Annotated in this window: 18 protein-coding genes; 2 read left to right on the plus strand and 16 right to left on the minus strand. The window is 31.5% G+C overall.

Going from position 1 to position 13,956, the window contains the following annotated elements; translation table 11 throughout:
- The 14 genes from OJ995_RS00250 to trmB all read right to left on the minus strand — a co-directional run bounded on the left by OJ995_RS00250 (position 1) and on the right by trmB (position 10,092).
- Entirely contained in the window at positions 1 to 1,227 is a 1,227-nt protein-coding gene (locus OJ995_RS00250) for a DUF4178 domain-containing protein (protein WP_264367611.1), read from the minus strand.
- A 2-nt stretch (positions 1,228 to 1,229) separates the two neighbouring features.
- Entirely contained in the window at positions 1,230 to 1,592 is a 363-nt protein-coding gene (locus OJ995_RS00255) for an S-adenosylmethionine decarboxylase family protein (RefSeq protein WP_264367612.1), read from the minus strand.
- A gap of 84 nt (positions 1,593 to 1,676) precedes the next feature.
- Positions 1,677 to 2,009, minus strand: a complete 333-nt coding sequence (locus tag OJ995_RS00260; protein ID WP_264367613.1) for a 2Fe-2S iron-sulfur cluster-binding family protein — start codon at positions 2,007 to 2,009, stop codon at positions 1,677 to 1,679.
- Positions 2,009 to 2,467 (minus strand): DUF6036 family nucleotidyltransferase, encoded by a 459-nt coding sequence (locus tag OJ995_RS00265; RefSeq protein WP_264367614.1) that lies wholly within the window; start codon positions 2,465 to 2,467, stop codon positions 2,009 to 2,011. The genes OJ995_RS00260 and OJ995_RS00265 overlap by 1 nt, the downstream gene beginning before the upstream one ends.
- Positions 2,460 to 2,642, minus strand: a complete 183-nt coding sequence (locus OJ995_RS00270; protein WP_264367615.1) for a hypothetical protein — start codon at positions 2,640 to 2,642, stop codon at positions 2,460 to 2,462. The genes OJ995_RS00265 and OJ995_RS00270 overlap by 8 nt, the downstream gene beginning before the upstream one ends.
- 44 nt (positions 2,643 to 2,686) lie before the next feature.
- Complete coding sequence (locus tag OJ995_RS00275) at positions 2,687 to 3,745, minus strand: NAD(P)/FAD-dependent oxidoreductase (RefSeq protein WP_264367616.1); 1,059 nt, start codon at positions 3,743 to 3,745, stop codon at positions 2,687 to 2,689.
- A gap of 117 nt (positions 3,746 to 3,862) precedes the next feature.
- Positions 3,863 to 4,102 (minus strand): NifU family protein, encoded by a 240-nt coding sequence (locus OJ995_RS00280; protein ID WP_133608571.1) that lies wholly within the window; start codon positions 4,100 to 4,102, stop codon positions 3,863 to 3,865.
- A gap of 75 nt (positions 4,103 to 4,177) precedes the next feature.
- Positions 4,178 to 5,317: an Mrp/NBP35 family ATP-binding protein gene (locus OJ995_RS00285; protein WP_264367617.1), complete on the minus strand. Its 1,140-nt coding sequence runs from the start codon at positions 5,315 to 5,317 to the stop codon at positions 4,178 to 4,180.
- A 202-nt stretch (positions 5,318 to 5,519) separates the two neighbouring features.
- Complete coding sequence (locus OJ995_RS00290; protein WP_264367618.1) at positions 5,520 to 6,077, minus strand: YceI family protein; 558 nt, start codon at positions 6,075 to 6,077, stop codon at positions 5,520 to 5,522.
- A gap of 61 nt (positions 6,078 to 6,138) precedes the next feature.
- Entirely contained in the window at positions 6,139 to 7,548 is a 1,410-nt protein-coding gene (locus tag OJ995_RS00295) for a hypothetical protein (RefSeq protein ID WP_264367619.1), read from the minus strand.
- A 47-nt stretch (positions 7,549 to 7,595) separates the two neighbouring features.
- A complete protein-coding gene (locus OJ995_RS00300) occupies positions 7,596 to 8,183 on the minus strand; it encodes a YceI family protein (protein ID WP_264367620.1) in 588 nt (195 codons plus the stop codon).
- A gap of 209 nt (positions 8,184 to 8,392) precedes the next feature.
- Positions 8,393 to 8,734, minus strand: coding sequence for an MGMT family protein (locus OJ995_RS00305; RefSeq protein WP_264367621.1), 342 nt, complete (start codon positions 8,732 to 8,734; stop codon positions 8,393 to 8,395).
- A 3-nt stretch (positions 8,735 to 8,737) separates the two neighbouring features.
- Positions 8,738 to 9,364, minus strand: coding sequence for a LysE family transporter (locus OJ995_RS00310; RefSeq protein WP_264367622.1), 627 nt, complete (start codon positions 9,362 to 9,364; stop codon positions 8,738 to 8,740).
- A gap of 53 nt (positions 9,365 to 9,417) precedes the next feature.
- Positions 9,418 to 10,092, minus strand: coding sequence for a tRNA (guanosine(46)-N7)-methyltransferase TrmB (gene trmB, locus OJ995_RS00315; protein WP_264367623.1), 675 nt, complete (start codon positions 10,090 to 10,092; stop codon positions 9,418 to 9,420).
- 209 nt (positions 10,093 to 10,301) lie between these two features.
- On the opposite strand from trmB, the gene OJ995_RS00320 reads away from it, so the two are divergent.
- Together OJ995_RS00320 and OJ995_RS00325 are read left to right on the plus strand one after the other, a co-directional pair.
- A complete protein-coding gene (locus tag OJ995_RS00320) occupies positions 10,302 to 11,123 on the plus strand; it encodes a UDP-2,3-diacylglucosamine diphosphatase (RefSeq protein WP_264367624.1) in 822 nt (273 codons plus the stop codon).
- A complete protein-coding gene (locus OJ995_RS00325; protein ID WP_264367625.1) occupies positions 11,123 to 12,178 on the plus strand; it encodes a glycosyltransferase in 1,056 nt (351 codons plus the stop codon). Before OJ995_RS00320 ends, OJ995_RS00325 begins: the two co-directional genes overlap by 1 nt.
- Here OJ995_RS00325 and OJ995_RS00330 read toward each other — a convergent pair.
- Positions 12,152 to 13,195 carry a sensor histidine kinase gene (locus OJ995_RS00330; protein ID WP_264367626.1) on the minus strand — a complete coding sequence of 348 codons (1,044 nt, stop codon included), beginning with the start codon at positions 13,193 to 13,195 and terminating at the stop codon, positions 12,152 to 12,154. The two genes, OJ995_RS00325 and OJ995_RS00330, sit on opposite strands and share 27 nt — an antisense overlap.
- Positions 13,195 to 13,884, minus strand: a complete 690-nt coding sequence (locus OJ995_RS00335; RefSeq protein WP_264367627.1) for a response regulator transcription factor — start codon at positions 13,882 to 13,884, stop codon at positions 13,195 to 13,197. Before OJ995_RS00335 ends, OJ995_RS00330 begins: the two co-directional genes overlap by 1 nt.
- Positions 13,885 to 13,956: the final 72 nt, after the last annotated feature.

The raw sequence follows: 13,956 nt of genomic DNA on the forward strand, positions 1-13,956 counted from the left end.
CTACTCGGTGTAAGGTGTAAAATCACTATTCTCCCATCTTCTTTGTTCGAAGTTTTTCTTTAAAAAGAAAATTATTGCAAAAATCCCACCCAGAAAAACTAAACTTAACATAAAATTCCAAACCGATGATTCATTCCAAACTGCTTTTATATTCATGGTTTGATTAGAAGTGTCCGTATCTTGTTTTGAAGGTATTATTACCAAGTGATATTTTCCTTGTGCCACACCACAAAAATTAAAGGTTGTACTTGTACTTCCTTCTGTCCAACTTTCTCCATCGGTATAACCACTGTAATACTCAATATCTTTTTGAGCGTATTCTTCTTCATTTGTAGCTTCATTAACTAATGAAACTTGTGCATTTGCCCATGAATTGTTAACATCTGAACTAGCTGAAACAACCAAAGGAGCAGGGCTTCCTTTCAAATCAAATGAAGACGAAATGAATTCCTTATTTTTATATTCATCAAAATTTAATGACGTATACAATACGTTTTTCTCTGTTCTACCCATATTAAAAAAGATATAGGTAGCTAAAATTAATATAGCAAATGATATAAAAACAAGAAGGGTGTTAAAGATATTAAATAAAAATGGCTGAACGAGTCCTACTCCAGATTTAGATGGAAGTTGACTAACATTAAATATTTTTTTTACTTCACTTGAAGAAATATGCTTTCCTAAATAAGTTGTATCATCATTATCAAATTCTTCGATAGAAATTATAAATGGTGGATTAATATATTCTACCATTTTTACTGGCCTACCACTTATTTCAAACTCATAAAAACCATAGATTCTTGCAATGAAAGTATCTGTATATTCATAAAGATTATATGATATTTCTTTGTGTGTGAGTTTCTTGTATTTACGTGATACATCATACGATTCTGGAACTTCTTCTAATAAAATCCAATGTCCGTCAGTTTCAGAAAGATATTTTACTTTGCCCGATTTTGACATTAAAGTATATTCACGCCAATAATATATGGCATGAGCTTTTTTAATGATTAATCCAACTATTTCATAGGTTTCTCCATCAATTATTCCTTTTGTCCCGATTTTTAGAATGGTATCTTTTGGAGAATAATCGTATGCTTTTTCGAATTTTAACTTCGAATTATTATAGGTAAAAAAACTATTACAATGAGAACAACCAAAGCTTTTTACTTCAAAACTTGATTCAATAGCAGTATTTTGATTGCATTTAGGACAAGTTAACTCCATATTTATCTTTCAACTTCTATTTGTTTAACAATATTTGCTTCAAAATAAGCTATAAAATCTTTTGCAATACTTCTAACTTTATTAGAATTATCTTGAGAATAATTACAAAGATAAACATCCATAGTTAACGTATTAATTTCTGGCCAGGTATGGATACAAATATGAGATTCTTTTAAACAATAAGCAATCGTAAAACTCCCGTTTTCGAAAACAAAAGAAGTATTTCCTACTTTTTCTAATTGATTTTCAACCAGAAGATTGTCGGTAAAAGACACAAAACCTAATAAATCTATTAATTTATTACTATTTGAAACTTCGAGCGTTAATAATTGATGTAATCCTAAAAGATTGCTTTGTTTTTCCATTATTTAAAAGTAAACATATTCTTTATACGTTTTATTTCTACAAATGTTACAATAAAAAATAAAAAAAGCGAGAAAAATCTCGCTTTATTGTTCTGGTGCTATTTCAATTTCTAAACCTTCTAAATCTTCAGTGATTGGAATTTGACAACCTAATCGAGAATTATCCTTTACGTGATAGGCTTCCCAAAGCATTGCTTCTTCATCTGGATTGCGTTCTAATGAGATTATATCGTTTAAAATATAACACTGACAAGAAGCGCACATGGCCATACCGCCACAAACTCCAACAGTTCCTTCTTCGGCTAATTCATAAGAACGAATTAACTCCATGATGTTCATGTTCATGTCGGTTGGGGCTAACACTTCGTGTTTAACTCCGTTTCTGTCGGTTATGAAAATGGTTACGTCTTGTGGCATTATTCTTTTCTGTTTTTTTTAAGTTGTTCAATATCTGCTAAATCTTTATATCTACCAGAAGCTTCCTTGTTCTTCAACAAATCATCATAATTGATGTAAGGAATTTTTAAGTTTTGAATTTTTAAATAATTACAACTCTTTGAACTTTCATAAAAATTCAAACCATCAACATGAGTTAGTACTTCAATTTTTGTTGGTTCAACACCAATGCTCCAAACATCAAATTTATCATTATCAAACTCTTCAAAAGGAAATATTGGAGCTCCAAAGTCACTATATACTTTTACCAATTTAGTATAATTCTCTTTAGACTTATTAACCCATAAATCTAAATCACCCGTACTTCTAACATAACCGTTTAAAATAACAGCATAACCTCCAACTAATAGATACTCTACCTCATGTTTACCAAGAAGCTCTAAAAATTCGAGAAAATCGTAATTAAATAAGTTAGGCATTTTTTCTAGAAGTAGTTAGCTGTCGGTTAACTTTGTTCTTTTCAGAAGAATTAAAAATTGAATAAATAATAAAACAAGCGTGATTCAATCTCTCTAAAGGTGTTTTATCCTTAAAATAAGTAACATGATCATCAGCTTCTTTAAAACTTGACTTTGAAACAACTGTTCGTATCATTTTGTACTGATTCATATCTACTCCTTTTACCCAAAGTTACTAAATTAATCGATTGATTTTACAACGGCTTTTTCAGCTTCTTTTCTTGTTCCATCAAAACCATCTACTCCGGAAACGGTGGTATATTTCAACACATAACGTTTTCCTGGATTGATTCTGTTGTAGACACTTTGGCACATTAAAGTAGCTTCGTGGAAACCACATAAAATCAATTTCAATTTCCCTGGATAAATGTTTACGTCACCTATGGCGTAAATTCCGTCGATGTTAGTTTGATAATCTAATGCGTTGTTTACTTTGATGGCGTTCTTTTCGATTTCTAATCCCCAGTTTGCAATTGGTCCTAACTTTGGTGTTAATCCGAAAAGCGGAATGAAATAATCACATTCTACTTTCATTCTGGCACCATTAACTTCAATATCGACAGCGGATATTCTTTCACTTCCATTAAATCCAACAACTTCTGCAGGAGTAACTAATTTAATCTTTCCAGCATTTTTCAATTCTTGCACTTTTTCAACCGAATCTAAAGCGCCACGAAATTCATTTCTTCTGTGTACCAATGTTACTGAATTTGCAACATTGGACAAGAAAATACTCCAATCTAAAGCTGAGTCACCTCCACCTGCAATTACAATATTTTTTCCACGATATTTTTCTGGATCTTTTACAAAGTAATCTACCCCACGATCTTCTTTTTCGTAAAATTCGATATCTTTAAGAATCGGTTTTCTTGGTTCAAATGTCCCTAAACCACCTGCAATTGCAATCGCTTTTGCTTGGTGTTTTGTGCCTTCATTAGTTGTTACGATGAAAGTTCCGTCTTCTAATTTTTGAATGGTTTCAGCGGTTTCTCCTAACGTAAATCCAGGTTGAAACTGTTTGATTTGTTCCATCAAATTGGTTACCAAATCTCCAGCTAGTACTGATGGATAACCTGGAATATCGAAGATTGGTTTTTTTGGATACAACTCTGCTAACTGTCCGCCTGGCTGAGGCAAGGCATCAATAATATGACATTTTAACTGTAATAATCCGGCTTCGAAAACGGCAAAAAGCCCCGTAGGACCTGCGCCAATAATTAATATATCCGTTTGAATCATGTTTTAAAATCTTTTAGTGTTGTAAAGTTACAAATACTAAAATTTGCTATACGTTACAATAGTTACAAAGAGGCAAAATTGAAAAATTGAATTATAACATAATATGATTATAATCAGTTATGCAATATTTTCTACTGTTTCAATTTGTGGAACATACTTTTTGATGGTAGTTTCTACACCTGCTTTCATAGTACTGATGCTTAAACTACAATTCGTACAAGCACCTTCTAAACGGACTTTTACGTGTTTATCATCAATAATTTCTACTAGTGAAATATTGCCCCCATCAGAATTCAAAAACGGACGAATTTCCTCTAATGCTTTTTCAACATTATCTTTTATTTCTATTGTAGTCATAATTTTTAGTTTTCAGTCACAGTTTTCAGTCGCAGTAAACAGCTTAAACTGTATACTGAGACTGTAAACTGAATACTATTTTTTTACAGCAGAGCATCCTGCCATTGTTGTTATTTTGATAGCTTCTGTAGGAGGCAAAGTTTCATTACGATTTACCGTTTCTTGTACTACGTTTCTTGTAATCGTTTCAAAAACACCTTCTAAAACTGAAGCCGTTTGTAACGCTGCTGGGCGACCGTAATCTCCTGCTTCACGAATGCTTTGTACTAATGGCACTTCTCCTAAAAGAGGCACTTGCAAATCTTCTGCTAAGTTTTTAGCACCTTCTTTACCAAAGATATAATATTTATTTTCAGGAAGTTCTTCTGGTGTGAAATACGCCATGTTTTCGATAATTCCTAAAACAGGAACATTGATAGATTCCGACATAAACATCGAAACTCCTTTTTTAGCATCGGCTAACGCAACTGCTTGAGGTGTACTTACTACAACAGCTCCTGTAATAGGTAACGATTGCATGATTGACAAATGAATATCACCCGTTCCTGGTGGTAAATCAATTAACATAAAATCTAATTCACCCCAGTTGGCATCAAAAATCATTTGATTTAAAGCTTTGGCAGCCATCGGGCCTCTCCAAATAACCGCTTGGTCCGGTTTTGTGAAAAATCCGATAGACAGAATTTCTACTCCGTAACTTGAAACAGGTTGCATTTTTGATTTTCCATCTACCTCAACTGAAATTGGTTTCGAATTTTCAACATCAAACATAATTGGCATTGAAGGTCCGTAAATATCGGCATCTAAAACTCCAACTTTGAATCCCATTTTAGCTAATGTTACCGCAAGATTTGCTGTAATAGTAGATTTTCCAACACCACCTTTTCCTGAAGCAACTGCAATGATATTTGAAATTCCAGGAATTTGTTTTCCCTTAATTAAGTTAGGATTTTCCGGTTTTTCTGGTGCTTCCACCTTAATATTTACTTTTACTTTCGCTTTTTCGTATACTTTTTCGTGGATTACTTTGATGATATCCACTTCTGCACGCTTTTTAATATGTAGAGCTGGAGTTGATAAAAGCACATCAACTACTACTTCATCTCCAAAAGTGATTACATTTTGAATGGCGCCACTTTCGACCATATTTTTCCCTTCACCAGCAACCGAAATGGTTTCTAATGCAGTTAAAATTTCTTTTCTATCTAATTTCATCTGTTTGAGTTTTTTTGGAATCAGTCTGAATAAAATTGCATTTTTATTCAGACTGATTTTAGATTGCAAAGATAATAAGAAGTTTAGGAGTTTAAAAGTTTAGATGTTTAAAGTTTTTATAATTTGATAGTTAGAATCTATTGTATTAAAAAAAAGCAACCTTTTACAAGATTGCTTTCTAAACTAACTGAAAAATGATTCATTAATATTGTAGAAATAAATTAAAATTAATTTCAACATTGTCATTAACTACCACCATGCCTAATAATTTTTTAGGAGATTTTAATTTAAAATCTTTGATATTTAACTTTAATTGTCCTTTTACATTATCATTACTTTGATTGTAAGTTACGGGTACTTGATATTCTTTTTCAACACCTGCAATTTTTACATTTATTTTTGCTGTTATATTGTCTTTTACTGTATTAATTTCTTTTACATTAATTCCAATATGTGGGTACTCATCTACCTTAAGTATAGATTTAAAATCTTTTGTAATCATTTTATGAGCACAATCGAAACCTGCACTTTTAATGGAAAGCTTTGCTCCTTCTAACAGTATTTTGTTGTTATTTCTAGCTATTGAAACTTGCAAATCATTCTCAATAAAATCAGAATTGTATTTACATTCGAAACTATTAACATTTGATTTTCCTTTAATTGTTACCTCACTTTTATTCGTGATTTTAACTTTAGTTTGATTTTTAGAAAAACCAAAACTCAAAAGAATTAAAACTGTTATAATACCTATTGCTTTCATAACCTTAAAATAAAAGCGAAAAGCAATTTAGCCTTTCGCTTTTAAATTTACTTATTTTATTTTAGAATGTAATTACCGCTTCAAACATTAATCCGTTGAATTTTCCTCCGTAAAAATCATTCAAACTATTTCCACTAAATTGTGCGTAATCTTTATAAGACTGTGTAGTATAAGCTAATTTTGCTAAAATGTTTTTTGTCATAAACCAACCTAATGATGATTCAAATCTATTAACACTTACTTTATCTAAATCTGCATTAGTTAATTTTCCTGATACAACATTATATCTTGCACCTACATAAAATTTCTCGTTTGTACCAAATCTGTAAACTACATCTCCTGCGTATTGATTTACTTTACGAGCAGCATCTACTCCTTTTTTATCACCACCTTGAGCTAATTCAATAGTTCCAAAGAATTCAAATCCTTTAAATTTCACAAATGGATTGAACATTACAGTTGTAAACCAGTTTCCAAAACCAGGATTAAATCTACCTGTTGTTGCATTTCCAGCTAAATCTGTAGTTGCATTATTAGAAACATTTGTAGCATTGTAAGTATATGCTGCGTGAGACATTACATAGTAATAACGGCTACCTGCTCTTTCAGAACTCCATGGATTACCACTCATATTTGCATTATGTGCTAATGAACCTGTTATTCTAACTCTTAAATCAGTATTAATTTGTTTGTCATAACCTAATTTAGCTAAAATTGTTGGGCTAATAGTTGTGTTAGGATTTGGTGCAGCAACTGTAGGTGCAGCAGGAACAAACTCAGTAACATTTTGATTTAATTTACCATTTGTCATACCAAACATTGATACAAAACCACTACGGTTGTAGTAAATCTCAGCTCCCATTTCAGTAGTAAATGAATCCATAATATTGCTTTCTATGAAAGGGTTTACTAAAGCACTACCATTATCTGATCTTCTAAAGTGAGCATCACCATAGTTATTTTCCATTTGACCAATTTTAATTGTAGCATATTTCATGAAATTTGCCAAGAAATCTTTTTTAATGAAATCTAATTTGTCAATTTGTAAATATCCACCTTTCACCCAAGTTTCATTGTGGTGTCTTGCAGCTAAATACAAATCTAAATTAACTCTAACTCCATCATACAATTGTGCTCCAATTGTCATATTTGCTGTTGGTAGATTGAATTGATTTTCCAAATTATTTAATCTATAATTTGTGATAGTTGCTCCATTTGAAGCAGTATAAGAACCTGCTTGTTGATCATTAAATGAATTTACTGCTTGAAATTGTAAAGCGAATGCTCCACCTAAATCAACACTTAATCCTTTAAATGCAACTGTGTCTTTTCTAACATCAAATTGATTAATTGCTCTCTGATCCCTAGGAATCATATTTTGCATTTGTCCAAATGTTGGAGCTTGTGCCTTAATAGCGCTTGTAAAACTTAGAGCGGCTATTATTACTGATAATTTAATAAATGTTCTCATGACTTGAAATTTTTATTATTTGTTTTAGTTATAAGTTCTTGTTTGTTTTAATTGTAAGTAACTTTGAAATCAACAGTTACATCTTTACCTGTTTTAATTGTTCCCATTAAAGCTGTTGGAGGTTTAACCCCGTATACTGTCATGTCAATTTTTGTTTTTCCAGAAAAAACAGCTTTCTTTCCAATGACTTTAACCGAAAAAGTTTGATTGATTCTTTTAGTAACTCCAGAAACCGTCAAATCACCTTGTGTTTCTACAGTGAAATTACCATCTGAAGTCTCTGTAATTTTTGTAACACTTACTAACTTGTAGTTAATGGTTTTGTAAGTTTTACTATTTAAAGCTTTGAATGTATTATTATCCATTCCACTTTTACCACTTTTTAGTTGCTCAACTTCAACTGCAAAATCCAAACTTTTTATAGCTTTTAAGTTTCCCGCATCTATAGTCATTACAGATTTTCCACTCATCGCTTTAGCATCAATTTCCCAATCATGAAGATTAGATGTTCCTAAAACTTTTAATTTACTTTCTGCTAAAACCACTTTGGAATCTTGCGCAATTAAAGTGTTAAAATTACTAAACACCAAGAGCAGTGTTAGTAAAGTTCCAAACTGTGTTTTTAATTTGCTCATAATACCTAATTTTATTGGATTACTAATTGTTCTAATTTTATAGTACAAATTTCAGCCGAAAAAAAAAGGTATTATATGACATTTGTCACATTTGTTACAAAAAGTTAGTATTACTTTAAGAAAGGTTTAACCTATTAAAAAGGTAAACATGGAGGAATATTTGTGTGCAATTAAAAAAAATAACTTTATAAAAGAACAATTTCAATAAGTTATGATCTTAGATTAGGATTCCAAAAATGGCTTTCAAAATCGACAATTTGATTATCTACCACTTTTATGCCTTCATTCTCTAAAAGTTGTTGCATAAGGTTTGTTCCATCAAAATGATGTTTCCCAGAAAGCATTCCAATTCTATTTACAACACGATGCGCAGGAACATCTTCTATGTTGTGAGAGGCATTCATTGCCCAACCCACCATTCGTGCAGAACGCGCAGCCCCAAGTACTTTTGCGATAGCGCCATAAGAAGTTACTTTCCCTTCGGGAATTTGTCGAACGATTTCGTAAACACGTTCAAAAAAGTTGTCGTTATTTGAAGTTGACTTTTTCAAATATTAAAAAAACATCTTATATAAGGAGGAAGCCGCTACAATTCCTGTTAATGCGGCAATTAAAAAATTGATGTTTTGAACAATAAAAGTAAGTTTATGTTCTATTAACTTGAAAAATTTGGCATATAAGTAAAACACAAAATAAGTTCCAATAGCAGCTGATAATGAAAACAATACAATAGAAATCATATCATATTGAAACAATTCTTTTGAAGCCATCATTAAACTAGTTAACGCATACCAAGGAATTGCAAACATATTAAATGATGACATTGCCATTCCGTAAAAAAAACGGTTTCTCTTTTTATCGATAGTAACTTCGATATCTTTTTTCTTTTTGGCATTAAATCCCATTATAGTGAAAGCAATGGTTAAGCCGATGAAAATAAAAGTTCCAATTTTTTTCAATCCTTCGCTAAAAACGGGATTAGCATCTAAAAACTTAGCAAAATACGTTCCTAAATAACTTTGGATAAAAACCACTATAACCGCTCCTAAAGCAAAATTAAGGGCTTGTTTTTGACTTTCTTTTATACTTATTTTAGCAATTGTCATATTCAACATACCAGGAATAATGATGCCGCCAATAGAAATTATCAAACCTAAAAAAATTGCCAAAACAAACGTCATAAATTGATTTTTATCAAAAGTAAGGAAGAATATTAAAATGAAAGTAACAAAGATTACTTAATTCGGAACTTAATATAAGTAATAGGTTTGTTCACTTCTAAATATTGACTTTCGTAAAACGTTTGAATTCCAGTTACTTCTGCTGGCGCTCCTTCGTTTTTATAAATATTGTGGTTCGCATAAATTACTTCATGACCTAAACCATGTAACAAGCCTAATGTATAACCGTGCATGAATTCTGAATCGGTTTTTAAATGCATTAATCCGCTTGGTTTTAGGATTTTTTTATAGCGCTCTAAAAACTCAGCATTCGTCATTCTGTGCTTTGTTCTTTTGTATTTGATTTGTGGATCTGGGAAAGTAATCCAAATTTCAGAAACTTCATTTTCAGCAAAAATATGATTGATTAGTTCGATTTGCGTTCTCACAAAAGCAACGTTATTCATGCCAGATTCTACCGCAGTTTTTGCTCCACGCCAAAATCTTGCCCCTTTAATATCAATTCCAATGAAGTTTTTTTCTGGAAATCTTTCCGCTAAACCAACAGAGTATTCACCTTTTCCACAACCTAATTCTAACACAATTGGATTATCATTTTTAAAGAAATCGCTATTCCATTTCCCTTTTAACAGAAATTGGTCTCCCACCACTTCTTCTCTTGTTGGTTGAAACACATTGGTAAACGTTTCGTTTTCTTTAAATCGCTTTAATTTATTTTTACTTCCCACTTCTAATTTATTTTGGGCAAAATTAAGCAAATAATTAGCAACACAAATAAACTTTTAATAATGTTTCAATAACCTTAACATTAGATACGTTTTCGTTTTTTGCATAAAACTTTTATTTTGAAATCGCAATTAATAAAAAGTTGCGCAAGCAACACCGATGAAAAAATAGCGATTCCATATGTGACCGCTAAAAAATATAATCCACACATATGAAAAAACGTAAAGTTGAAGTGGCTGTTATTTCCGATGTTCATCTTGGAACGTATGGTTGCCATGCGAAAGAATTATTGGATTATTTATCTTCGATAAAACCTAAAATTTTAATTCTAAATGGCGATATTATTGATATTTGGCAATTTAGAAAATCTTACTTCCCATCGAAACACTTAGAAGTAATTAAGAAAATTATTTCGATGAGTACTAAAGGTACAAAAGTGTATTACATTACCGGAAATCATGATGAATTTCTTAGAAAATTTACCGATTTACACATGGGAAATATCAGTTTAATTGACAAACTTGTGTTAGAATTAGATCATAAAAGAGCTTGGATTTTTCATGGTGATGTTTTTGACGCTTCGATTACTCAAGCCAAATGGTTAGCAAAACTAGGCGGCTGGGGTTACGATATGCTAATTTTAATTAACCGTTTTATCAATTGGGTTTTAGCTAGATTTAACAAAGAACCGTATTCGCTTTCGAAGAAAATTAAAAACAATGTAAAATCTGCTGTTAAATTTATCACTAACTTTGAAAATGTTTGTGTGGAATTGGCAATAGAAAACGACTATGATTATGTAATTTGCGGGCATATTCACGAACCCAAAATTGAGTTCATGGAGAATGAAAAAGGAGAAGTTTTCTATTTGAACTCGGGCGATTGGGTAGAAAATTTAACTGCATTAGAATACAACAACAAAAAGTGGAAATTATACCAACACGATAGAAATTTTAGTTCGGAGGAAAATGAGTATAATTTTGAAGATGAAAATAAATTAGCCGAACAATTTATTGCGGTTTTGAAAAAGTAATGAAGAAAAAAATACTCATAGCACCATTAAACTGGGGTTTAGGACATGCCACACGATGTATTCCTATTATAAAAGCATTGGAAGAAAATGGTTTTGAACCCATTATTGCTTCTGACGGAGTAGCTTTAGCTTTATTAAAAAAAGAGTTTCCGAAACTTTTAAGTATTGAATTACCCGCTTATAATATTCAATATGCGGAAAAAGGTAAAAACTTCAAGTGGAAACTAGCACTTCAAATGCCAAAAATGATGTTGGCCATCAAAAAAGAGAAATCAAAAATCAATAGGATTATCGAGAACTATGAAATTGATGGCGTTATTAGCGATAATCGATTAGGTGTTTATTCTTCAAAAGTGTCTTCGGTTTTTATTACACACCAATTGAATGTGCTTTCTGGAAAAACTTCTTGGTTGACAACCAAATTACATTCGCGTTATATTTCTAAATTTGATGCTTGTTGGGTTCCTGATGTGGCTGGTGTTGAAAATTTATCTGGTAAATTAGGGCATCCTGAAAAGAAGTTAAATAAAATTTCTTACATCGGTCCGCTAAGTCGAATTGAAAAAAAATCATTACCAATTAAGTACGATATCATGGTTTTATTATCAGGACCAGAACCGCAACGTACTTTATTAGAAAAGAAACTTATCAAAGAATTAGAAAACAGTTCGAAGGAAATTCTTTTCGTAAAAGGAATTGTGGAATCGCAACAGCAAATCGAGAAAGTAAATTCGATTACCTATTACAATTTTATGAATTCGGAACAATTAAATACTGCTTTTAACGAAAGTGAATTTGTAGTTTGTCGTTCGGGTTATACTACGGTTATGGATTTGGCGAAATTGGAGAAAAAAGCGTTTTTTATTCCGACTCCAGGGCAATACGAACAAGAATATTTAGCTAAAAAGTTTAAATCGGAAATTGTGGCTCCAAGTTGCAAGCAAGAGAAATTCAAAGCTTCCAAGTTGGAAAAAATTCACTTTTACAAAGGTTTTAAAGATTTTTCGGTTGACCCGAATTGGAACGAATTATTTCGTCTTTTCCAAAGTAAATGAAAATTCTGAACCAACACCTATTTGACTTTCAACATAGATTTTTTCATCGTGTCCTTCAATAATGTGTTTCACGATTGCTAATCCTAAACCAGAACCACCTTCGCTTCTTGCACCACTTTTATCTACTCGGTAAAAACGCTCAAATAAACGTGAAATGTTTTGCTTTTCGATACCTTCACCGTTATCAGTAATTCTTACGATGACTTTATTTTTGGTTAAATCTTCGATTCCTACTTCAGTCGTTCCACCTTTTTTACCGTATTTGATTGAATTTACTACTAAATTAGTAACTACTTGTTGTATTTTCTCTTGATCGGCCATCACCCATATTGGTTTGACATATTTATTATCGAAAGTCAAGGTAATATTCTTATTAGCAGCTTTCATCTCAAACAAATCAAATACGTTTTGAACAACCTCTACAATATCAAAACGGGTTACATCTAGATTGATTTCGCCAACTTCTAATTTGGTAATCATATCCAAATCTTTCACTATGTAAATTAGGCGTTCCACTCCTTTTTCCGCACGTTCCAAATACTTTTTACGAATGTTTTTATCCTCCATTGCTCCATCAAGAAGCGTAAGTAAATAGCCTTGAATTGTGAAAAGTGGTGTTTTTAATTCGTGTGAAACGTTTCCTAAAAATTCTTTTCGGTATTCTTCTCTAATTTTTAAGGTTTCGATTTCTAATTTTTTATCTCGGGCGAACTTTTTTACTTCTTTCGTAAGAGTTGCCATATCAGTTGTTACGGGCTGATTTACATAAGAAGTTGTTTCCAAAAGCGAAACATCATCATAAATTTTCTTTACTCTTTTGTAGATAAAATGCTCCACTCTAAATTGAATTAAAAAGAATGTCGCTGCATAAAAAACAAGAGAAAAAGCGAAAACAATCAGTAAATTTAATTGCTGAACAAAATAATGATATAAAAAAATAGTCGCTAAAAAGAACAAGGTTACGTATAACGATGACTTTAAAGCGAACTTATAAGATTTTTTAAATTTTAATTGCATTAAAATTCGATTTTATAACCCACTCCTTTAATAGTTTTAAAGAAGCTATCTCCAATTTTTTCTCTTAATTTTCTAATGTGAACATCGATAGTTCTTCCACCCACTACTACTTCGTTACCCCAAACTTTGTCTAAAATTTCTTCGCGAGTAAATACTTTTCCTGGTTTTGTGGCTAATAAATAGAACAATTCAAATTCTTTTCGAGGCAAAATAATTTCTTCGCCATCTTTAATGATTTTGTATTCTTCTCTGTTGATTTCGATATTTCCTACCGTTAAAGTTGTAGTAGATGAAACACCTTCTACTCCTTTTAACCTTCTAAGTAACGCTTGAACTTTACTTACCAAAACTTTTGGTTTGATTGGTTTTGCAATGTAATCGTCTGCACCTGCATCAAAACCAGCTACTTGCGAATAATCTTCGGAACGAGCAGTCAAAAAAGTAATGATAGTATCTTGAAGTTCTGGAATTTTTCTGATGTTTTCACATGCTTCCATGCCGTCCATTTCAGGCATCATTACATCCATAATAATTAATTGAGGATGTTCTTTCTTTGCTTTGGCAATAGCTTCTTTACCATTAGAAGCGGTTACAATTTGATATCCTTCTTGAGAAAGATTGTATCCAACAATTTCTAGGATATCTTGCTCATCATCAACCAATAAGATCTTAATGTCTTTTTTCTTCATTACAAAATTTGTTATGTTCTGGTTTGTAAAGGTAAAGATAAAATAAAATGTTTAAAGGAGTTTACAATTATT

The organism is Flavobacterium lacisediminis (assembly GCF_025909975.1).
Taxonomy (GTDB): Bacteria; Bacteroidota; Bacteroidia; order Flavobacteriales; family Flavobacteriaceae; genus Flavobacterium; species Flavobacterium lacisediminis.